Origin of the sequence: Candidatus Roseilinea sp. NK_OTU-006 (assembly GCF_012931985.1) — a bacterium.
Classification (GTDB): Bacteria; Chloroflexota; Anaerolineae; order J036; family Brachytrichaceae; genus JAAFGM01.
On record NZ_JAAFGM010000021.1, the window covers coordinates 1 to 20,336 of the forward strand.

21 protein-coding genes and 1 pseudogene are annotated in these 20,336 nt (G+C 64.3%); 7 read left to right on the forward strand and 15 right to left on the reverse strand.

Features of this window, described 5'->3' with window-relative positions; all coding sequences use genetic code 11:
• From GXH28_RS10810 to GXH28_RS10820, 3 genes are all read left to right on the forward strand, one after another.
• Positions 1-123, forward strand: a 123-nt coding sequence (locus GXH28_RS10810) for a methionine adenosyltransferase domain-containing protein (RefSeq protein WP_169239041.1), incomplete at its 5' end; no start/stop codon positions are given.
• A gap of 251 nt (positions 124-374) precedes the next feature.
• Positions 375-518: a hypothetical protein gene (locus GXH28_RS10815; RefSeq protein WP_169239042.1), complete on the forward strand. Its 144-nt coding sequence runs from the start codon at positions 375-377 to the stop codon at positions 516-518.
• A gap of 120 nt (positions 519-638) precedes the next feature.
• Complete coding sequence (locus GXH28_RS10820) at positions 639-1,376, forward strand: sulfite exporter TauE/SafE family protein (RefSeq protein WP_169239043.1); 738 nt, start codon at positions 639-641, stop codon at positions 1,374-1,376.
• Positions 1,377-1,449: 73 nt separating this feature from the next.
• Here the strand turns inward: GXH28_RS10820 and GXH28_RS10825 are convergent, their stop codons facing one another.
• Entirely contained in the window at positions 1,450-6,333 is a 4,884-nt protein-coding gene (locus GXH28_RS10825; protein WP_169239044.1) for a right-handed parallel beta-helix repeat-containing protein, read from the reverse strand.
• Positions 6,334-6,732: 399 nt separating this feature from the next.
• On the opposite strand from GXH28_RS10825, the pseudogene GXH28_RS16410 reads away from it, so the two are divergent.
• Both GXH28_RS16410 and GXH28_RS10835 read left to right on the forward strand, forming a co-directional pair.
• Positions 6,733-6,927, forward strand: a pseudogene (locus GXH28_RS16410) (transposase family protein); the annotation flags it as partial.
• A 273-nt stretch (positions 6,928-7,200) separates the two neighbouring features.
• Positions 7,201-7,779 (forward strand): biotin transporter BioY, encoded by a 579-nt coding sequence (locus tag GXH28_RS10835; RefSeq protein ID WP_169239046.1) that lies wholly within the window; start codon positions 7,201-7,203, stop codon positions 7,777-7,779.
• Positions 7,780-7,885: 106 nt separating this feature from the next.
• On the opposite strand, the gene GXH28_RS10840 is transcribed toward GXH28_RS10835, so the two are convergent.
• From GXH28_RS10840 to GXH28_RS10865, 7 genes are all read right to left on the reverse strand, one after another.
• On the reverse strand, positions 7,886-8,473 hold the full coding sequence (locus GXH28_RS10840) for a nitroreductase family protein (protein ID WP_169239047.1): 588 nt from the start codon (positions 8,471-8,473) through the stop codon (positions 7,886-7,888).
• A gap of 40 nt (positions 8,474-8,513) precedes the next feature.
• Entirely contained in the window at positions 8,514-8,804 is a 291-nt protein-coding gene (locus tag GXH28_RS10845; protein WP_169239048.1) for a DUF2470 domain-containing protein, read from the reverse strand.
• Complete coding sequence (locus GXH28_RS16415) at positions 8,780-9,031, reverse strand: rhodanese-like domain-containing protein (protein ID WP_320447949.1); 252 nt, start codon at positions 9,029-9,031, stop codon at positions 8,780-8,782. The genes GXH28_RS10845 and GXH28_RS16415 overlap by 25 nt, the downstream gene beginning before the upstream one ends.
• Before the next feature lie 58 nt (positions 9,032-9,089).
• The gene (locus tag GXH28_RS16420) at positions 9,090-9,533 is read right to left on the reverse strand and encodes a DUF3054 domain-containing protein (protein WP_240550344.1); all 444 of its coding nucleotides are present in this window, start codon (positions 9,531-9,533) and stop codon (positions 9,090-9,092) included.
• A gap of 15 nt (positions 9,534-9,548) precedes the next feature.
• On the reverse strand, positions 9,549-10,637 hold the full coding sequence (locus GXH28_RS10855; protein ID WP_169239050.1) for an ABC transporter ATP-binding protein: 1,089 nt from the start codon (positions 10,635-10,637) through the stop codon (positions 9,549-9,551).
• Positions 10,634-12,337 carry an ABC transporter permease gene (locus GXH28_RS10860; protein ID WP_169239051.1) on the reverse strand — a complete coding sequence of 568 codons (1,704 nt, stop codon included), beginning with the start codon at positions 12,335-12,337 and terminating at the stop codon, positions 10,634-10,636. Before GXH28_RS10860 ends, GXH28_RS10855 begins: the two co-directional genes overlap by 4 nt.
• A gap of 91 nt (positions 12,338-12,428) precedes the next feature.
• Positions 12,429-12,983, reverse strand: coding sequence for a hypothetical protein (locus GXH28_RS10865; protein WP_169239052.1), 555 nt, complete (start codon positions 12,981-12,983; stop codon positions 12,429-12,431).
• 66 nt (positions 12,984-13,049) lie between these two features.
• Between GXH28_RS10865 and GXH28_RS10870 the strand changes: the two genes are divergently transcribed.
• Complete coding sequence (locus GXH28_RS10870; RefSeq protein WP_169239053.1) at positions 13,050-13,394, forward strand: ArsR/SmtB family transcription factor; 345 nt, start codon at positions 13,050-13,052, stop codon at positions 13,392-13,394.
• Positions 13,395-13,445: 51 nt separating this feature from the next.
• Entirely contained in the window at positions 13,446-15,137 is a 1,692-nt protein-coding gene (locus tag GXH28_RS10875) for a SulP family inorganic anion transporter (protein WP_169239054.1), read from the forward strand.
• Between the two features lie 4 nt (positions 15,138-15,141).
• On the opposite strand, the gene GXH28_RS10880 is transcribed toward GXH28_RS10875, so the two are convergent.
• Genes GXH28_RS10880 through GXH28_RS10905 form a run of 7 tightly spaced genes read right to left on the reverse strand, consistent with a single transcriptional unit; the run spans position 15,142 to position 20,315 of the window.
• A complete protein-coding gene (locus GXH28_RS10880; protein WP_169239055.1) occupies positions 15,142-16,218 on the reverse strand; it encodes a golvesin C-terminal-like domain-containing protein in 1,077 nt (358 codons plus the stop codon).
• Between the two features lie 16 nt (positions 16,219-16,234).
• Positions 16,235-16,552 carry a DHHA2 domain-containing protein gene (locus GXH28_RS10885; protein WP_169239056.1) on the reverse strand — a complete coding sequence of 106 codons (318 nt, stop codon included), beginning with the start codon at positions 16,550-16,552 and terminating at the stop codon, positions 16,235-16,237.
• Positions 16,549-16,782 carry a DUF2470 domain-containing protein gene (locus GXH28_RS10890; RefSeq protein ID WP_169239057.1) on the reverse strand — a complete coding sequence of 78 codons (234 nt, stop codon included), beginning with the start codon at positions 16,780-16,782 and terminating at the stop codon, positions 16,549-16,551. Before GXH28_RS10890 ends, GXH28_RS10885 begins: the two co-directional genes overlap by 4 nt.
• On the reverse strand, positions 16,758-17,009 hold the full coding sequence (locus GXH28_RS16425; RefSeq protein WP_320447949.1) for a rhodanese-like domain-containing protein: 252 nt from the start codon (positions 17,007-17,009) through the stop codon (positions 16,758-16,760). Before GXH28_RS16425 ends, GXH28_RS10890 begins: the two co-directional genes overlap by 25 nt.
• 58 nt (positions 17,010-17,067) lie before the next feature.
• On the reverse strand, positions 17,068-17,511 hold the full coding sequence (locus tag GXH28_RS16430) for a DUF3054 domain-containing protein (protein ID WP_240550344.1): 444 nt from the start codon (positions 17,509-17,511) through the stop codon (positions 17,068-17,070).
• A 15-nt stretch (positions 17,512-17,526) separates the two neighbouring features.
• Entirely contained in the window at positions 17,527-18,615 is a 1,089-nt protein-coding gene (locus GXH28_RS10900) for an ABC transporter ATP-binding protein (protein ID WP_169239050.1), read from the reverse strand.
• Positions 18,612-20,315 carry an ABC transporter permease gene (locus tag GXH28_RS10905; RefSeq protein ID WP_169239058.1) on the reverse strand — a complete coding sequence of 568 codons (1,704 nt, stop codon included), beginning with the start codon at positions 20,313-20,315 and terminating at the stop codon, positions 18,612-18,614. Before GXH28_RS10905 ends, GXH28_RS10900 begins: the two co-directional genes overlap by 4 nt.
• Positions 20,316-20,336: the final 21 nt, after the last annotated feature.

Below are 20,336 nucleotides of genomic sequence, written 5' to 3' on the forward strand. Positions count from 1 at the left end.
CTCAACCTGCGTCGCCCGATCTATCGCCAGACGGCGGCGTACGGCCACTTCGGCCGCACCGATATTGACCTGCCCTGGGAGCACACCGACCGCGCCGAAGCCTTGCGCGCCGCAGCGGCGTAAACCCCAAGGCGTTGACATCTCATTTCGCGAGCATCTCACCATCCGTCGGCCCAGCGCTACGCGGCTGCGGGATGGCGGGGGCCGAACTGTCTGAGCCAAGCCGGCGAACCGCACTTTCACACAGACGCGGAGCGTAGTGGGATGTGCAGGCGCTCGCAGAGCAGGTATGCCGGCCCATCAGCAAGCGTTGGGGCAGGTGGTGTAACGGGGAGGCGCGGGGCCGCAGGCGCGGGACGGGGGTTGCCGTGGACATGGGAAGCAGGCCGCCGCTGCCGTCAGCGGAGATCGCCGAATGGGAGGTGGACGCAGCGGTTGCCGAGCTGGAGCCGCGCGCGAGGGCGATGGAACGACGCGTGCGGGTCACCGACGACAAGGCCGATATTCTAGCCGCCTGAGGGAGGCGACGTGGTAGCATTCGCCTTCGTGCTCATGCGCACCCGCTGATGTTCTCCAACGAATTTTGGTGGTTTGTGCTAACGTTTGCTGATAGTGTCCCACCCGAAACATTCAAGCTGATGTTCTCCAACGAATTTTGGTGGTTTGTGCTGGTGGGCTTCGCCGCGCAAATGGTGGATGGCGCATTGGGCATGGCCTACGGCACTGTCGCTTCATCCTTGCTCATCACCCTGGGCGTGCCACCGGTGCTCTCCAGCGCCACAGTGCACACTGCGGAATGCTTCACCACCGGCGCATCGGCAATTGCCCATCGCGCGTTCGGCAACGTAGATCAACGGCTGCTTCGCGGCCTCGTCGCACCGGCCATCCTCGGCGCTGTGCTCGGAGCGCTCATACTCTCGCATCTGCCCGGCGAGGCCCTTCGGCCTTACATTGCCCTCTACCTGCTGATCATGGGGCTGGTCATCATTGGGAAAGCCTTTCGCCAGCTCCCACCGCGCACGGTGACCGAGCACCTGGGCACGCTGGGCTTCGTCGGCGCATTCCTGGATACAGTGGGGGGCGGTGGATGGGGACCAATCGTAGCCACCACGCTGCTCTCGCGCGGCAACCATGTGCGCACCGCCATCGGCAGCGCCAATGCGGTGGAATTCTTCGTCACCCTGGCAGCAACGGCGACTTTCACCACCACCCTCAGCTTCAATCACTGGACAGCGGTCATTGGGTTGGCGCTGGGCGGCTTGCCGGCTGCCCCGCTGGCCGCTTGGCTCACCAAGCGCCTGCCGCTGCGTCCCCTGATGGTCATGATTGGCCTTGTCGTCGTCGCGCTCAGCCTGCGCACCTTGATCTTCGGATAACTCCTGCTTAAAGCGTGCGGGCGCAGCCAGACCCCTAGCCGCGCCCGCGTCTCACTTCCGCGCACCAACGTGACTACGATGTCTTTCTCACGACAGGTACGAAGAGCTTATACGCTACGACTTCCACCGTGCTGCTCAGGTCAATGCCGGTGTCGGCGTTGTCCACGTACACCTTGGGCTGATTGACCACCTGGCCCTCCAAAATCTGAACCTGGACAACGTAGCTGAGCGTATGCGACGCCCCACCCGGCAGGTTGCCGGCCCACGTCACGGCGTTCAGCACCGCGTGCGGCCCGAACGGCGTCGCCGGCCCACCTTCACCCGACAGCAACAGCGCGCTGCTGCCAAAGTAGTTGCCGCCGCTGGCCGAGCCGGCCACGTAGGTCGTGCCGCTGGGGATCGGCGCGTAGATCAGCACGTTGTTGAGCTGGCCCGCGCCGGTGTTGGTGACCTGCACCGTGTAGGTGATTAGATTGCCCTTGCGCACCACGCCGAAGGTCTGCGTCAGCGTGCCCAGCGTGCCGGTGAGCGGCGCCGTGGCCGCCGGCGGGTTGGTGTAGGTGGCCTGCACCTGGGCGAAGCCCACGCCGCTGACCACCGCGAACACGTTCTCAATCGCCGGCGTCAGCGAAGTCAGGGTCGCTGTGACCTGGCCGGCCGCGTTCGTCGCGCCGCCGGTCGGGCTGAAGCTCCCCACGCCGGCGAAGAAGCTCACGCTCACGCCCGGCACGGGGTTGCCGTATTGGTCGGTCACCGTGGCCACGGCCACGCTCTGGCTGATGCCGTTGGCGTAGATGAGGGCCGGCGTCAGGCTCAGGCTGACGGTGTACGGCGCGCCCGGGGTGAAGGTCACCAGCGCGGTGGCGTTCAGGCTGCCCACCGTCGCCGTCACCGTCGCCACGCCGGGTGTGGTCGAGCCGAGCGTGTTCACCGCCTGGCCGGCGCTGGTGTTCAGCGTGGCGCTGCCCAGCGTGCCCAGCGTGGTGGCAAAGCTCACCGCCGTGCCATCGGCCACCGCGTTGCCGTACTGGTCGGTCACCGTCGCCGTCAGCGTGCTGCTGTTGCCCACAGCAAGCGTCGTCGGGGCGGCCACCAACGTCACGGTGTACGGCGCGCCCGGGGTGAAGGTCACCAGCGCGGTGGCGTTCAGGCTGCCCACCGTCGCCGTCACCGTCGCCACGCCGGCGATGTTGCTCGACACCGTCGCGGTCGCCACGCCGCCGAGGGTGGTCGCGGTGACGGGCGACACGCTGCCCAGGCTGGTGGTGAAGGTCACCACCGTCCCATCGGAGGCCGGATCGCCGTTGGCAATCTGCACGGTGGCCGTCAACGTCGCGCTGTTGCCGACCGGCAGGCTGGTCGGGTCGGCGCTGAGCGTGATCGTGGTGGGCGGGGCCGCCTCGAAGTCATAGAGCGTGATCTGATCGCCCACGCCCACGCGCAGGCCGTCGGCGTAGCCGATGCCGGTCGAGCTACCGCCGCCCACGCGGATGCCGATGAAGCCCAACGGGGCACCAAGCAGATTGTCGGGATGGATCGCGGCGTTGGGATAGGCGGCGATCAAGTCCGTGAAAGTACAAGTATTGCTCAACGAATTGCAGGCTGTGGCCCCAGCCAGCGTGGTGTACCAGCGCGGCGTCGGGTCGTTGCGCGCGTCCACGATGTGCCACGTGTCCGGTGCCAGGCTGTCGGGCGAGTACACCAGCCGGCCGCGGAAGCCGGTGTTGCTGTCGGTCACGTCGTCGTCCCAGCCGATGTTGATGTAGGGCGTCTGCCCGCTGCTGGCCGGGAAGCGCAGACGATACTCGAACACGGTGATGTCGCGCAGCAAGGTGCCGGTGAGGATCGGCGCGGCGTACATGTGTCGCCAGGTCACATCGGTGAGCACAAAGCGCGCGCTGGCTTCGCCCAGCGTGGGGGCCGGCGGGGGCAGCACAATGTCGAACGGGATCGGGAAGACGCCGGGGCCAACCGTCTCGGTGATGTACCCCCAGCCGTTGGTCAGCACCGGCGTGACGGTGATCACGGTCGTAACCGGCGTGATGGTGTTGGTGAAGGTGCAGGTCACGGCGCCGCTCAACGTCAGGCCGATGGCGCTGCCGCCTGTGTCGCCGGTCGAACAGGCGGATGCAGCGACGTAGCCGAGCTTGGCGGTCTCGCTGATCAACGTCGGGCCTAGGTCGAGGCCGGTGAAGGTCGCCATGCCGCCGGCAGCCGGCAAGGTGAAGGCCAGCGTGCCGGTGGACAGGGTTACAGTAAACTGCCAGCTTGTGGTGGGCGTGATCGGCCCGCTGACGATCTTCTCGATCACGAGCGTGGCGCCGGCGCAGGGGCCGTTCAAGTCGTTGCTCAGCAACCACGGGTTGTAGTCCACGTTGGCCGAGACGCTATCGCCGCTGCCGGGGCCGATGCCGGACGGACCGCTGGCGGCGCCGTACCAGTTGCACTCAGCCAACACCTGGGCAGTGCTCTGGTTATAGACGCCGGCATTGTTGCTGACGATGGCGTTGCGCGTCAGGTTCATCCCCGGCTGGCTACCGAGGAAGACCACCCCCGTGATGTTTTGGGCAAATGTGTTGAGCGTGGCGATGAGCGGCGTGGGCGCAGTGCCATTCTCGAAGCTCAAGCCAACACCGTTGCTCAAGACCTGGTTGGCAGAGACGGTAGTAGTCACATACTGGACGAAGATGCCCGTATCAGCAGCATTGGAGATGATATTGCCGGCGATCAGCCCATCGGACGCGCTGCTGAGATGAACGCCGCGTTGCCCGCCCAGCACGGTGTTGGTCAGGGCGTGAAGCGCGCCGATGCCGTAGGCATAGATGCCGCGCTGGGCATGGCCCTGAATCGTGTTCGAGATCACCTGCGCCGTGCCCAGGCTGGTCACCTCAATGCCTTGCTGCCCACCCAGCACCGTGTTGGCCAGGGCGTGAAACGCGCCCATGCTGTAGCCATAGACGCCTCGCCCAGTGTGTCCTTGGATCGTATTCGAGAGCACGTGTGCGACGTTCATGCTGCCCACCGCGATGCCCGCGGCGCCGCCCTGCGCATCGAGGGCATTGCCCGCAACCATAGCAGTGTTCACCGAGTCCACATGCACGCCCCAACCACCATAGCGCTCGATCTGGTTATTGGTCACGGTGATCACGCCGAGGCCTGTTGCGCTGATGCCGTGCGCATGGCTAATGATGATATTGCCATCAAGCCGGAGATCCGTGCCGCCGCTCAGGAAGACTCCCACGCCTGGGCTGGCGCTGATCGTGTTGTGGGTGATCGTGACGTTGCTGCCAGGTGAGACCCGAACTGCCCCACTGGCAGACGAGACCCCTTCGACAAGGTTACCGGCGATCACCAGGTCGGTATCCCCTGCCCCGGCGCCGATGAAAATGCCCTCGCCCCCGGTTTGCTTGACTGTATTGTTGATGATCTGGTTGCCGACGCCGGGTGACGAAGCATTGATGATCTGAATGCCGCGATCGTTGGGATGATTCAGCGCCACGTTGCCGGTGATCAGGTTGCCGCTGTTGCTGAGCGTCGGCGAGGAAACTAGCGGGGGCGCATCGGGCGCGAAGTAGATCGCGTAGGATGCGTTGTTCTCAATGAGGTTGTTCGCCAGCACGTTGTCGTCCGCGCCGGCCATGCGCACGCCAGCAATGCCATAGCGCATCTGGTTGTTCAGAATCCGATTCTGGTCAGCAAAAATACCCACCACTGCGTAACCGCTGCTGGTGAGCACGTTGCCACTGATCAGCACATTGGTGATCGGCGTGAGCGCGCCGCCGCTCATACCCACGCCGACGCTGGTGAGGACGTTGGTCAGCGTGAGCACGTTGTTTTGGATCACGTGGCTGTGCCCGCCGAGCAGCGCAATGCCTTGGGCGAAGTTGCTGATGTGCACATTGCTCACCGTTAGGCCGGTGACGCCAAAGGTGGTGGTGATGCCCACGTCGCTCCCGGTGCCGACGATGGAGGTGTTGCTGATGGTGACGTTGCTCTGCGTCACCACCACGCCCGGCGAAAGCGACTGAATCACGGTTTGGCCGGGGCCGGCGCCGATGATGGCGACCGGCTTTGTGACCGTGATCGTGCCGGTGTACACGCCGGCTGCCACGCTGATGGTGTGGCCGGCTTGGGTGGCCGGGTCGTCAATGGCCGGCTGGATGTTCAAATAGCCGCGTCCGGTGTCCAGATTGAGCACGCGCCCGCGGTAGTACTTGATGCGGTTGAAGAACAGGTCAGAGCCAGAGCCGCTGCCGGCATTGGCGTTGAACAGGCGCAGCTTGGCGATCGGCCCTGGATTGTTGCGCAACGCGCCGCTGACGGTGGCGCCGGCCCCATCCACCAGCCGCGTCAGGGTGGCCTCGTATGTCGTGGCAGTGGTCAGCGTGATCACGACGCGCACCCCTTCGCGGGTGAAAGAGACGCCGGAGGGGATCGGCGTATTGCCGTGCACGATGTATTGCATGGCGCCCCCGACAAAGTAAACCTCCAGCAAGTCTTGATCGGCGGCATTGCGCAGCGCGAAGCCAACCGTCCCGCCCACTTGCACGTCGCCGTTGTCCATGTAGATTTCGAACACGCTGCCGGGCGTGAACGGTTGAAGGAAGTTGCGCTCGGCGCTGGCGGTGTTCCCGCTATTGGCATACAAGCCCCAGGCGCGATTGCCCGGCATTGTGTTCACGTCGCCGTCGTTATTGCTATCGCCCCCCATACCGTTGTTGACGGTCGAGTCGCCGACGAAGTGGCCATTCTCAGAAGGATTGAGGCTAGTGGTGGTCAACGTCCACGGCCCCATGCCAAAGCCGCCATTGTCGCCGGTTTGCCAGTTGCCAGGCGGGTCGTAGTCTGCATCACTGGCGGCGTCCTGGGCCGTTGGGGGTGGGAGCTGGGCATGGGCGGCGCGCACACCCACAACCAGCGCCGCCAGGCTCAGCAGGCCGGCCAGAGCGATGGGCAACCGTTTACGATTCTTCACTATCCGTCGCTGTACGCGGTTTCGACTGTTTGTCAGCAGCGCCGCCAGATGGCTCATCTTTGTCCTCCTTACTAACAGGGAATCAAGCTACGAAACAATCAAATCTGTGACGCACACGCCATACCGCCCCTTTACCAAAAGGATTGCCGAACACTTATGCTTGGTTATGCTTGGTCGGGAGTTTATCCCGCTGTGTGTGCGATGCCCCTGGTCACACTGGCGCACATGATAAGAAAAATAGCCTGCCTGTCAATACTTGCCTCAGGCCCTCAGGCCTACGCGAGCGGGGCGGCCCCAGGGCGGCCCCAGGGCGGCCCCAGGGCTAACGCATCATATCAACACGAAGGTGAAATACGGTCCAATAGCAGCGCGGACTCAAGTATTCACGCTCACTTCAGCATCCTGGTAGACCGGCGTGTTGAGCGGACACGCCGACACAAGCTCATCGCGATCCCAGTCATTGCACTCAGCGCCGTGATCTGCGGCGCCGAGCGCTTTACCGATGGGAAGGCCGAAGAAGCGTGGTTTCGCACGTTTCTGGAGTTGCCGAACGGTATCCCCTTGCACGACACGTTTGGCGCATGCCGTCACTGCTCGAGCCGGCGCAGCTCCAGGCCTGATTCCTGGACCGGGTGCGCAATAAAATTTAGATGCGTTTGCCCTGGCGGTTGGCTGATGCATTGATAGCCTGTCGGCCCGTCCGATCCGGCTAGGCCTGTGTGATGTCGTGCAGGGCCAGCAGGGTATAGTATGGGCTAAACCCAATCAGCCCAAGTTCGCGTGGGCGCCTTTGAACGCGAGGGGGCTTAATCGGTTGACTGAAATGAATCTGTAAAGGGACACTACACTATGCTTAGCGCAAATTACCCTACCTTGGCCCAAACGCTGTTTCCGCACGCGCGCGCCGGCCTCCGGCGCGATGCGGCGATGGTGCTGCTCGGGAGCTGGCTCGTCGCGGCTTTAGCACAGATCGTCATCCCGCTCCAGCCCGTGCCGATCACCGGTCAGACCTTGGGCGTGCTGCTGGTAGGCGCAGCGCTAGGCTGGCGTCGCGGCGCGCTGGCACTGGTCGCCTATGTGTTACAGGGGGCAGCCGGGTTGCCTTTCTTCGCCGGCGGCGCATCCGGCGTTACGCGACTGCTCGGCCCGACCGGCGGCTACCTGATCGGCTTCATCTTCGCCGCGGCGCTCACCGGCTGGCTGAGCGAACGCGGCTGGGATCGGCGCTTCTGGGGCACGCTGTTGGCGATGGCGCTGGGCAACGCAATCATCTACACGATCGGCATACCGTGGTTGGCTCAGTTCGTCGGCTGGCCGCGCGCGCTAGAGGTCGGCCTGCTGCCGTTTTTGCCGGGCGATGTTATCAAAGCCGCGCTGGCCGCGCTGGCCCTGCCCGGCGCATGGGTGTTCATCGCACGCCGGCAGTAGCCGCCGCGCGCTCCCCGCGCGACTCGCCGCGATGCGCCATCTTGCAATGCGTGACGATGCGCGACGCGATCCGAACACTCATTTAGCGTGAAGTTCTGGCGCAGGCTCACACACGCCAGATCACCTTGTCTTCGATAGGCGAGCGACTGGCCTGCGGGACGACGCCGCTTGCCGGCCGGCCCACGAACAAGAAGCCGAGCAGCTTCGAAGGTGGTTTCAGCCCAACCAGGTCGAGCACGCGCTCATGGCGCACGATCTCGCCGCTCGTCCACTTACACGCGTAGCCCATGCTATGCGCCATCAAGTGGATATGCTGCGCAGCGATCGCGACCGATGCCAGGTCTTCCCACTCCGGCATCTTGTCTTGGCCGGTGCGCAGCATGCCCAAACTGATCCAGACCGGCGCGGCGAACGGGCGTTCGCGTTGGGCTTGTTCCGCCTTTGGGTCGTACTTCTCCGGCGGGGTAAGCAGGCGATAGGCTTCGGCAAAACGCTCGCCGAGCGCCGCGCGCGACGCCCCGGCAAACACGCAGAAGCGCCACGGCTCGGTCATGCCATGCGTCGGCGCCCAGCGCGCGGCCTCCAGCATCAACTTCACATCGTCGAGGTTGACCGGCTCGGGTGAAAGCTCCTTGAGCGCGTAGCTGCGACGCTCACGGATGATGTTCAGCAAGGCGTGCACTGTGTCATTCATCGCTGCGAAAAGGATAACACTTTCCGAACCGGCGCGTCGCTTATGCAGCCAGCTTCTGTCGGGCCAGCTTGACGACTGCCGGGCGCAGTTGGCCGGGCTCGGTCAGCAGCGGGTCGAAGGCGATGCGCGCCGTCGCCTGCTTGCCTTGGCCGGTGGCGCGCAGGTCGAAACCATGGCGGTCGCGGGTGATCATCTCAGCATTCTCGGCCCAGTCGAAACCGGCCAGCCCGCGCGCATAGTCCAGCAGGTTGTTGCGGTGATCCTCGTTCATGGGCTGCATCGCGCCGGCGGCGGTGTTGGCCAGCACTAAGGCCTCGGCCTGTGCTGCCACGCAGGCAGCCCACCCTCCAGGGCGCTGGCGTCGAACCCTTGCGCGCGCCACAACGTAGCCGCGCGCTCCCCGCGCGACTCGCCGCGATGCGCCATCCCGCAATGCATGGCGATCGGCGCGCCAGCCGCCAACTCGCTCAGTCGGTCCTCCAGCTCAGCCAGCGGGATGTTGATTGCGCCGGGCACGTGGCCGGCGGCATATGCCTCTGGGTCCCGAACGTCAACCACACCGGCGGATCTGCGCCGGCCAGGCGCTTCATCAGGACATGCGCGGGAATCATCGGCGTCACGCCATCGGCTCCTTCCATCGCTGCGGCCGCCGTTTGGATAGCGCCACGCCCACGACGGCGAAGATGACACGCCACCCCAGGACGAACATCGCGCTGAAGAGCAGCGCCACGCCGGCAAAAGCGAGCAGTACGGTCGGCTGGCCGAGCAACCAGGCGCGGATGAATAGGCCGGCCGGCGCGGCGTAGAGAAACGCCAACGTCGAGCGCAGCAAGAGGCGTCCTACCTTCGCCCACGTCGCTGGGCGGTGCGCGGGGTATGCGCCTAACAGCCACGCTAACAACATGAACGGCAAGCCGATCGCTGCGATCTGTTCGACCGCACGAAGCGCAGCGTTAGCCATGGCGGTCATGTTGTGGGAGTACTGCCCGACAACGACGAACGCAGCTACGGCCAGCACATCACCGATGAGCAAGCGGTGTCCATAAGCCAACTGGTTCATAGAAATTTGCCTATGCTAGAGAGAGTCGGTTGCGTCTGTCGCCCCATCGGTTCCATTGCTGCCTGTCTGCTCGAACGCGCGCACCGGCTCGCGAGGGCGTATGCTGACGCGCGCGCCCATCGGCATCGCCAATGCGCCATCGGTGCGCGCCAGCAAGCGCTCGCAGCCATCCAGGCGCAACGATAGCAACTGGTCATGGCCGAAATAGAGCACCTGCTCCACGCAGCCGCGTCCGTCCGGGTCCGCGGATACTTCCAGCGCTTCTGGGCGGATGAGCAACTGCACGCAGCCGCGCGCAGGCGATGCGAGCGCTACGCGCCCCAGGACACATTCGGCGTAGTCGCCGTATGCCTGCGCCGGCAAGAAGTTCGCCTCGCCGAGAAAGCGCGCCACGAACGGTGAAGCGGGGCAGGCGTACAGTTCGCGCGGCGTCCCCATCTGCACGATGCGCCCATGGCGCATAACCGCCAGCGCGTCGGCCAGGCTGAGGGCCTCTTCGCGGTCGTGCGTGACGAACAAGGCCGCCACGCCGCTGCGCTTCAGCACGCTGCGCATCTCATCGCGAAGCGCGACGCGCAGCTCATGATCGAGGTTGGAGAACGGCTCATCCAGCAAGAGCAACTGCGGCTGCGGCGCCAGCGCGCGCGCCAGCGCGACGCGCTGCTGTTGCCCACCGGAAAGCTCATGGGGGTAACGCTGGGCCAGACCGCTCAACTGCACTTGGTCGAGCATGGCCATTGCTCGGGCCAAGGCCTCGGCCCTGTCCAAGCCACGCAAACCAAAGGCGACGTTGGCGACTACGGTCAGGTGGGGGAAGAGCGCGTAGTCTTGAAAGACCATCCCCACGCCGCGCTTCTCCGGCAGCGTGTTCACCCCCGGCCCGAACACCATTCGATCGCCGATGGCGATGGATGCCGCTGGGTCAGGCTCCGGCGTTTCCAGCCCGCTGATCAGGCGCAGCAGGGTAGTTTTGCCGCAGCCGCTGGGGCCCAGCAGCACCACGATCTGACCGAGCTTGACCTCGAGCGATGCCCGGTAAACTGCGTAAGCGTCTTTGACCCCGAAGCGCTTTGAGACGTTGCAGACGCGCAAGGCCGGCGTCATAGGCGAGTTTCCCAGTTGTTCTGCGCGCCGGAGCGCGAGAGGCGGATGAGCAGCAACGCCGGCCCGACGCTAGCCAGGACGATGGTCAGCGCAGGCACAGCCGCCGCCTGCCAGGCCGATTCCGAGGCTAGCATATACGTCCACACCGACAACGTCTCCATGCCGAACGGACGCAGAAACATGGTGACCGGCAGTTCCTTCAACGTATCCACGAACACGAGCAACAATGCCGCTAGGACGCCCGTGCGCATCAATGGCAAATGAACGCGGGTCAGCACGCGCGCCGGCGCAGCGCCCAAACTGCGCGCCGCCATCTCCATGTTCGGCGTCACCTTCTCCAGGCTGGCTTCGACGCCGCTGAAGCCGATGGCCAGGAAGCGCACCAGATAGCCATAGAGCAACCCGACCACAGAGGCACTCAGCAGCACGGCGCCGCCGGTCCAGGCCAGCACGGTCTCGTTCAGCGGCGCCAGCAACAACAACACACCCAGCGCAACTACGGCGCCTGGTATCGCGTAGCCCAGCGTAGCCAGGTGCGCGAGGAAGCGTAGGACAGCGTTCGCCTTGGCCTGCGATCCTCGTGGGCGCAGCGCGTAGGCTATCCCCAGCGCCACGGCGACGACGAACAGCGCCGCGCCCAGCGACAGGGCCAGCGTGTTGAACAAGTATTGACCGAACGTCGCGTCGAGCGTGCCCGGCTCGGCGCTCGCCATCTCGGCGACCGCCCACTGCGCCAGTTGGGCCACCGGCAGGCCAAACGCCACGAACAACAGCGCGAGCGGCCCGACCAGGGCCGCGACCACGCGCGGGCCGGACAAACGAATGGGCGCGATTGGCCGCGAATGGCCGCCGAGTTGATAATAGCGCGCGCGGCTGCGCAATCGGCGCTCGATCAGCACGATGCCCAGCGCCATCATCATCAGTAGCGATGCCAGTTGCACCGCCGCGTCGCGGTCCATTTGGATGATCCACAGCCGCACGACGCCTTCGCTCAACGTGACGACGTTGAAGTAGCGCACCACGGCGAAGTCGGTCAGCGTTTCCATCAGCGCCAGCGCCACGCCGGCGGCCAGCGACGGTCGCGCCAAAGGCAACGCTACGCGCCAGAAGATCGCGCGATCACTCAGGCCGGCGGCGCGCGCAGCGTCGCGCTGCGCAGCCGATTGCTCGCGAAACGCTGCCCGCGCCAGCAGATACACATACGGATAGAGCGCCAGGCTGAGCACGAAAATCGCGCCCGGCAGCGAGCGGAACTCGAACAGCTCGAAGTCCGGACCCAACCAGGCGCGGAGCTGCGTTTGGACGGGGCCGGCGTAGTCAAACAGCGACATCGAGACGTAGCCCAGGATGTAACCGGGGAGGGCGACGGGCAAGACCAGCATCCACTCGATCAACTTCACACCGGGGAACGTGTAGGTGGTGACCAGCCAAGCCAGCGTTGTGCCCAGCGCCAGCGTCGTCGCGCCGACGCCCAGCATGAGCAGCGTCGTGTTCAGCAGCATCTCCGGCAGCAGCGTGCTCCAGAGGTGGGCCCAAATTTCGCCGTCGAGGTGCAGCCAGGTCAGCGCCAGGCCGATCAACGGCAACAGGACCAAAAAGGCGGGGATCGCTGCGGCCAACGCGCCGGCGTCGAAGGCCGGCCGTCGCCGGCTAACGGCTGCAACGCGACCCGGCCAGGGGAGTGTACTTGTGCGTTCCAATGCTACTTCCAGAGCGGGTGATTCGCGGGCAGGGTCAAGCACACACCCCGACCCTGCCCGAAAGAAGATTATGCCGGCGCAGTTTGTGGGGTCATTTGTAACCGACTCGCTCAAGCAGCTTGATCGCTTTTGTCTGCAACGGCCCGTATTGGGGCAGTGAGGCCAGGTCGGCCTTGAACGAGCCGAATCGGCTCAACACCTCGGGCGGTTGGGCAGAGGGATTGACCGGATACTCGCTGTTGCCGCCGGGCAGGCCGGCCACGCCCGGGTCCTGACCGCGCGTGGCGAGCCACTCGAGCAGCTTAACCGCGTTCTCTCGGTTGGGCGCGTTCGCCGTCACGCCGGCGCCGGAGAGGTTGACCTGCACACCGCGATCCTTCTGGTTGGCCCGGAACAGCTTCACCGGAAAGCTCGGATCGGCTTTCAGCTTGTTGCCAAGGTAGTAATGGTTGGTCATCCCCACGTCGCACTTGCCGGCTGCGATGGTATCCAGAATGCGGCTATCACTGTCAATGAAGATCGGGCGATTGGCCATCCAACCGCGCACTACTTGCTCGGTGCGCCGTTCGCCGAGGTTGGCGATCATGCTGGCGACCAACGACGTTGCTCCCGCTGCCGAAAAAGTCGCCCACAATTTCTGCGCCACACCCTAAAGAGACAGTGCGTTTGATAAAATTCAACTATTCAAATATAATCACCTCTCGCAAGAAACATGAACCAGCCACTGCATCAGTTCAAGGCCGCTTTTTTCAAGGCGCTGGCGCATCCCGTCCGCCTGGCAATCCTAGAACAGCTGCGGCAGGGCGAACAAAGCGTCAACGCCATTCAAACTGCGCTGGGCGCCGACCAGTCCACCGTGTCGCAGCAACTGGCCCGCTTGCGCACCGCCGGCGTTGTGACGGCGCGCAAGGAAGGCACGACCGTCTTCTATGCAGCGCGCGATCCGTTGTTGTTCACATTGATGGATGTGGCGCGCGACATTTTCAATAACCAGATCGTCAGCGATCAGGCGTTGCTGGCTGAATTGCGCCGGGCCAATGCGCCGGCGCGAAAATGATGACAGGCGCCTGACTCGTCCTGCGCCGAAAGGAATAGCCGCACAAGCAGTATGAATATCCCCCTTATCCCCCTCATTCAACTCATTCGAGACGAGTTCCGCGATTACTCATTCAACACCTTTCAAAAAGACCTGCTGGCCGGCCTAACCGTTGCAGCCGTCGCGCTGCCGCTGGCGCTGGCATTCGGCATCGCTTCGGGCAGCACGCCGGCCGCCGGCCTGGTGACTGCCATCCTGGCCGGCATCGTCATCGGTGGATTGTCAGGCGCACCCTTCCAGATCAGCGGGCCAACCGGTGCCATGTCCGCCGTGCTGATCCTAGTCGCCAATCAATACGGGCCGCAGGCGTTGCTGCTGGTCGGCCTGATGGCCGGCGCGCTGATCCTGCTGGTCGGCATTTTCAGGCTGGGGCGAACGGTGCTGCTCATTCCCAGACCGGTCATCACCGGCTTCACCAGTGGAATCGCCATCATCATCTTCGTCGGCCAGCTTGGCAACTTCGTCGGCGCGCAGGTGCCACCGGCCGAGATCCCCTTCCTCAACGCACTCGGGATCAGCCATGAAAGCACCGTACTCAAACTGCTCGGTTTCCTGCGCTTCGACTACCCGATCAATTGGCAGACGATGGCGACCGCCGGCGTGGTGCTGGCTGCCATCTTCTTGCTGCCCAAGTCGATCAGCAAGCGCGTGCCGGGGTCTTTGCTGGGTCTGGTGTTTGCATCTGTGCTGACACTGATGCTGAACTGGCAAGAGCCGGTCATCGGCAATATTCCCCGCTCAATTCTGCTTGACCAACGGCTGACCCTGAATGCGGAAACGCTTCAACAGGTGCCAGAACTCATCGTGCCGGCTCTGAGCGTGGCAGCGCTGGGCGCGATCGAGTCGCTGCTGTGCGGGGCTGTGGGCAGCAAAGCGACCGGCGCAAAAATGGATGGCGACCAGGAATTGATTGCTCAGGGGATCGGCAATATGCTCATTCCTTTCTTCGGCGGTGTACCGGCAACGGCGGCGATTGCCCGCACCAGCGTGGCCATTAACAGCGGCGGGCAAACGCGCCTCACCAGCGTGCTGCACGGCGTCATCCTGCTGTTGTGCGTGCTGTTGCTGGGGCCGATCATTGCCCGCGTGCCACTGGCTGCCCTGGCCGGGGTGCTGATGGCCACGGCCATCCGCATGAACGAATGGGAAGAAATTCGCTGGATGTTCCGCCATCGCTTCCGCAGCGCCATCTTGCTGTTTCTGATCACGATGATCGCCACCGCTTTGCTCGACCTGACACAGGCCATCATCATCGGCGTCGGGCTGAGCGCGCTTCTATACGTCTACCAGTCCAGCAATGTGTCGGTCAACCGCAAAGAGGTGGATGTCAAGATGCTTCAAGCGCGCGGCCATCAGATCCCCAGCACGCACCCTGACATCAGCGTGATGTATGTCACCGGCCCGTTGTTCTTTGCCGCGGCCCAGGCATTCCGCCGTGAGTACGGCGAGCACCAGTGTTGCCGGGTGCTAATTGTGTCCATGCGCGGCGTGCCGCTCATCGACGTGAGCGGCTTGGAACTGATCGAGGAGTTGATCGAGGCGCAGCACCGCTGTGGGGGCGAATTGATGTTGTGCGCCTTGCAGCCTCAGGTGCGCGCGATGCTGGATCAATCAAGGCTGACCGAGGAGATTGGCGCGCACAACATTTTTTGGGCCGCCGATGCGGCCATCATCGAGGCCAATCGCCGGCTGGGAATCGCATAACGGCCTACTGCCCCATGAATACGAACTTCACATCGTCGAAGGAGACATAGCGCGTCAGCGAGGGTTCGCCAGTAACATCGCTCAGGCGCACGTAGCCATCCATGCCGGCGTTGAAGTAGTACGCGCCGATGTTTACCCACACATCGTGCAGCGGCGCCTGATTCACCGCATAGGTCGTGTCCCCATCGCGGTGCTTGACGGTGTAACGGGCGCTGCTGGTATCCCACACGGGGTTGCCACCGCCGCATGTCCACATTAGCGCCGCACGGTTGGGCACAAACACGTACACTTGATACACGCCTGCGCGCGGCAAGTTGGGCCGCCAGACCACGCTGTTGGTAGATTCAGCAGCCGATGCGACATTGGGTGTCACAAAGTGATGGCCGTCGCCAGCGCGCGCGCCCACCACCCAGCCCTTGCGGCAATCATTCACCAGCTTTGGCGTGGTTTCTGCAAACCGGCTATCAACCACAATCTCGGTCGGCATGGGTGTGGCTGCACTGGCCGGCCAGTAGCCATTCCAAATTCTCCAGAAATTCAGGTTGCCGGCCACATGCGTCGTGTAACGATACAGCGCCAGCGTTGCACGATTGATCGGCGTGACGCCATCCACCATCTCGCCCAGCGCCGCGTTATCGAAGCGCCGGCGCAAGGTGCGCGCCGCGCACTCCATTTGCACACCAAACCCTTTTGTGGATGCCCATCCCGGCCCACAGCCGGCTGCCCAGTTGATGGCGTAGTCCGAAGGGGTGCGCGCAGTCAATAAGCCCTGCTCTTTCTGAACCATCGTCAGCAACAAGCGTGGATTGATGCCAAACCGATTAGCCTGCTCGCAGATATGCTGCGCAGCCGACTTATCGCCATCAACAAACCCTTTCAGGATGCCCGGCCGCTCGTTGAGGAACGTCTGAATCTGATCGCACGACATAGCATATGGGTCGTTGAATTCTTCATCGCTGATGAGGAACTCGGCCTGGTAAGGCTCGACCAACGCAAGCGCCGGCGCCGGCCTAATCACAGCAGACATGCCCAGCAACGCCAGCAAGGCGATCCAGCGCCAAAACATCCTTCGTTCATTCATAGACAAGACGGTAACTTTACCCTTGCAGCACCCCCAACAGCGTCGGCAAGAGTTGCTTCTTGCGCGACACGATGCCGGGCATGTCCCACACCCCTTCGTCTTTGCGCGAGAAAGGCAGCCTTTCGAGATACTTGGCCGGCCCGCTAGCAATCAGCAGGCTGTTATTCGCCGTGATGTCGGTGACCATCAGAGCAGCCAGTTCATAGCCGCGTTGCTCGCACATCTCGGCCAACGACTGGCGAATTTCGCCTACCCGCTCCAAAACCGGCATAAAGCTGGTTACTTCGACCTGCGAAACACTGAACGAAACACGCCCAGCCTGGAACTCTTTCATGTCAGCAGCAGGTCGAAGGCGATGCGCGCCGTCGCCTGCTTGCCTTGGCCGGTGGCGCGCAGGTCGAAACCATGGCGGTCGCGGGTGATCATCTCAGCATTCTCGGCCCAGTCGAAACCGGCCAGCCCGCGCGCATAGTCCAGCAGGTTGTTGCGGTGATCCTCGTTCATGGGCTGCATCGCGCCGGCGGCGGTGTTGGCCAGCACTAAGGCCTCGGCCTGTGCTGCCACGCAGGCAGCCCACCCTCCAGGGCGCTGGCGTCGAACCCTTGCGCGCGCCACAACGTAGCCGCGCGCTCCCCGCGCGACTCGCCGCGATGCGCCATCCCGCAATGCATGGCGATCGGCGCGCCAGCCGCCAACTCGCTCAGTCGGTCCTCCAGCTCAGCCAGCGGGATGTTGATTGCGCCGGGCACGTGGCCGGCGGCATATGCCTCTGGGTCCCGAACGTCAACCACACCGGCGGATCTGCGCCGGCCAGGCGCTTCATCAGGACATGCGCGGGAATCATCGGCGTCACGCCATCGGCTCCTTCCATCGCTGCGGCCGCCGTTTGGATAGCGCCACGCCCACGACGGCGAAGATGACACGCCACCCCAGGACGAACATCGCGCTGAAGAGCAGCGCCACGCCGGCAAAAGCGAGCAGTACGGTCGGCTGGCCGAGCAACCAGGCGCGGATGAATAGGCCGGCCGGCGCGGCGTAGAGAAACGCCAACGTCGAGCGCAGCAAGAGGCGTCCTACCTTCGCCCACGTCGCTGGGCGGTGCGCGGGGTATGCGCCTAACAGCCACGCTAACAACATGAACGGCAAGCCGATCGCTGCGATCTGTTCGACCGCACGAAGCGCAGCGTTAGCCATGGCGGTCATGTTGTGGGAGTACTGCCCGACAACGACGAACGCAGCTACGGCCAGCACATCACCGATGAGCAAGCGGTGTCCATAAGCCAACTGGTTCATAGAAATTTGCCTATGCTAGAGAGAGTCGGTTGCGTCTGTCGCCCCATCGGTTCCATTGCTGCCTGTCTGCTCGAACGCGCGCACCGGCTCGCGAGGGCGTATGCTGACGCGCGCGCCCATCGGCATCGCCAATGCGCCATCGGTGCGCGCCAGCAAGCGCTCGCAGCCATCCAGGCGCAACGATAGCAACTGGTCATGGCCGAAATAGAGCACCTGCTCCACGCAGCCGCGTCCGTCCGGGTCCGCGGATACTTCCAGCGCTTCTGGGCGGATGAGCAACTGCACGCAGCCGCGCGCAGGCGATGCGAGCGCTACGCGCCCCAGGACACATTCGGCGTAGTCGCCGTATGCCTGCGCCGGCAAGAAGTTCGCCTCGCCGAGAAAGCGCGCCACGAACGGTGAAGCGGGGCAGGCGTACAGTTCGCGCGGCGTCCCCATCTGCACGATGCGCCCATGGCGCATAACCGCCAGCGCGTCGGCCAGGCTGAGGGCCTCTTCGCGGTCGTGCGTGACGAACAAGGCCGCCACGCCGCTGCGCTTCAGCACGCTGCGCATCTCATCGCGAAGCGCGACGCGCAGCTCATGATCGAGGTTGGAGAACGGCTCATCCAGCAAGAGCAACTGCGGCTGCGGCGCCAGCGCGCGCGCCAGCGCGACGCGCTGCTGTTGCCCACCGGAAAGCTCATGGGGGTAACGCTGGGCCAGACCGCTCAACTGCACTTGGTCGAGCATGGCCATTGCTCGGGCCAAGGCCTCGGCCCTGTCCAAGCCACGCAAACCAAAGGCGACGTTGGCGACTACGGTCAGGTGGGGGAAGAGCGCGTAGTCTTGAAAGACCATCCCCACGCCGCGCTTCTCCGGCAGCGTGTTCACCCCCGGCCCGAACACCATTCGATCGCCGATGGCGATGGATGCCGCTGGGTCAGGCTCCGGCGTTTCCAGCCCGCTGATCAGGCGCAGCAGGGTAGTTTTGCCGCAGCCGCTGGGGCCCAGCAGCACCACGATCTGACCGAGCTTGACCTCGAGCGATGCCCGGTAAACTGCGTAAGCGTCTTTGACCCCGAAGCGCTTTGAGACGTTGCAGACGCGCAAGGCCGGCGTCATAGGCGAGTTTCCCAGTTGTTCTGCGCGCCGGAGCGCGAGAGGCGGATGAGCAGCAACGCCGGCCCGACGCTAGCCAGGACGATGGTCAGCGCAGGCACAGCCGCCGCCTGCCAGGCCGATTCCGAGGCTAGCATATACGTCCACACCGACAACGTCTCCATGCCGAACGGACGCAGAAACATGGTGACCGGCAGTTCCTTCAACGTATCCACGAACACGAGCAACAATGCCGCTAGGACGCCCGTGCGCATCAATGGCAAATGAACGCGGGTCAGCACGCGCGCCGGCGCAGCGCCCAAACTGCGCGCCGCCATCTCCATGTTCGGCGTCACCTTCTCCAGGCTGGCTTCGACGCCGCTGAAGCCGATGGCCAGGAAGCGCACCAGATAGCCATAGAGCAACCCGACCACAGAGGCACTCAGCAGCACGGCGCCGCCGGTCCAGGCCAGCACGGTCTCGTTCAGCGGCGCCAGCAACAACAACACACCCAGCGCAACTACGGCGCCTGGTATCGCGTAGCCCAGCGTAGCCAGGTGCGCGAGGAAGCGTAGGACAGCGTTCGCCTTGGCCTGCGATCCTCGTGGGCGCAGCGCGTAGGCTATCCCCAGCGCCACGGCGACGACGAACAGCGCCGCGCCCAGCGACAGGGCCAGCGTGTTGAACAAGTATTGACCGAACGTCGCGTCGAGCGTGCCCGGCTCGGCGCTCGCCATCTCGGCGACCGCCCACTGCGCCAGTTGGGCCACCGGCAGGCCAAACGCCACGAACAACAGCGCGAGCGGCCCGACCAGGGCCGCGACCACGCGCGGGCCGGACAAACGAATGGGCGCGATTGGCCGCGAATGGCCGCCGAGTTGATAATAGCGCGCGCGGCTGCGCAATCGGCGCTCGATCAGCACGATGCCCAGCGCCATCATCATCAGTAGCGATGCCAGTTGCACCGCCGCGTCGCGGTCCATTTGGATGATCCACAGCCGCACGACGCCTTCGCTCAACGTGACGACGTTGAAGTAGCGCACCACGGCGAAGTCGGTCAGCGTTTCCATCAGCGCCAGCGCCACGCCGGCGGCCAGCGACGGTCGCGCCAAAGGCAACGCTACGCGCCAGAAGATCGCGCGATCACTCAGGCCGGCGGCGCGCGCAGCGTCGCGCTGCGCAGCCGATTGCTCGCGAAACGCTGCCCGCGCCAGCAGATACACATACGGATAGAGCGCCAGGCTGAGCACGAAAATCGCGCCCGGCAGCGAGCGGAACTCGAACAGCTCGAAGTCCGGACCCAACCAGGCGCGGAGCTGCGTTTGGACGGGGCCGGCGTAGTCAAACAGCGACATCGAGACGTAGCCCAGGATGTAACCGGGGAGGGCGACGGGCAAGACCAGCATCCACTCGATCAACTTCACACCGGGGAACGTGTAGGTGGTGACCAGCCAAGCCAGCGTTGTGCCCAGCGCCAGCGTCGTCGCGCCGACGCCCAGCATGAGCAGCGTCGTGTTCAGCAGCATCTCCGGCAGCAGCGTGCGCCACAGATGCGCCCAAATTTCTCCGTCGAGGTGCAGCCAGGTCAGCGCCAGGCCGATCAACGGCAACAGGACCAAAAAGGCGGGGATCGCTGCGGCCAACGCGCCGGCGTCGAAGGACGGTCGTCGCCGGCCAACGGCTGCAACGCGACCCGGCCAGGGGAGTGTACTTGTGCGTTCCAATTCCAGAGCGGGTGATTCGCG

Excerpts from the sequence above, each read along its gene's own strand:
- GXH28_RS10870 (WP_169239053.1), top strand. The coding sequence starts at position 13,050 with ATGAACCAGCCACTGCATCAGTTCAAGGCCGCTTTTTTCAAGGCGCTG.
- GXH28_RS10900 (WP_169239050.1), bottom strand. The coding sequence starts at position 18,615 with ATGACGCCGGCCTTGCGCGTCTGCAACGTCTCAAAGCGCTTCGGGGTC.
- GXH28_RS10875 (WP_169239054.1), top strand. The coding sequence starts at position 13,446 with ATGAATATCCCCCTTATCCCCCTCATTCAACTCATTCGAGACGAGTTC.
- GXH28_RS16430 (WP_240550344.1), bottom strand. The coding sequence starts at position 17,511 with ATGAACCAGTTGGCTTATGGACACCGCTTGCTCATCGGTGATGTGCTG.
- GXH28_RS10880 (WP_169239055.1), bottom strand. The coding sequence starts at position 16,218 with ATGAATGAACGAAGGATGTTTTGGCGCTGGATCGCCTTGCTGGCGTTG.
- GXH28_RS10885 (WP_169239056.1), bottom strand. The coding sequence starts at position 16,552 with ATGAAAGAGTTCCAGGCTGGGCGTGTTTCGTTCAGTGTTTCGCAGGTC.
- GXH28_RS16420 (WP_240550344.1), bottom strand. The coding sequence starts at position 9,533 with ATGAACCAGTTGGCTTATGGACACCGCTTGCTCATCGGTGATGTGCTG.
- GXH28_RS10815 (WP_169239042.1), top strand. The coding sequence starts at position 375 with ATGGGAAGCAGGCCGCCGCTGCCGTCAGCGGAGATCGCCGAATGGGAG.
- GXH28_RS10855 (WP_169239050.1), bottom strand. The coding sequence starts at position 10,637 with ATGACGCCGGCCTTGCGCGTCTGCAACGTCTCAAAGCGCTTCGGGGTC.
- GXH28_RS10835 (WP_169239046.1), top strand. The coding sequence starts at position 7,201 with ATGCTTAGCGCAAATTACCCTACCTTGGCCCAAACGCTGTTTCCGCAC.
- GXH28_RS10820 (WP_169239043.1), top strand. The coding sequence starts at position 639 with ATGTTCTCCAACGAATTTTGGTGGTTTGTGCTGGTGGGCTTCGCCGCG.
- GXH28_RS10840 (WP_169239047.1), bottom strand. The coding sequence starts at position 8,473 with ATGAATGACACAGTGCACGCCTTGCTGAACATCATCCGTGAGCGTCGC.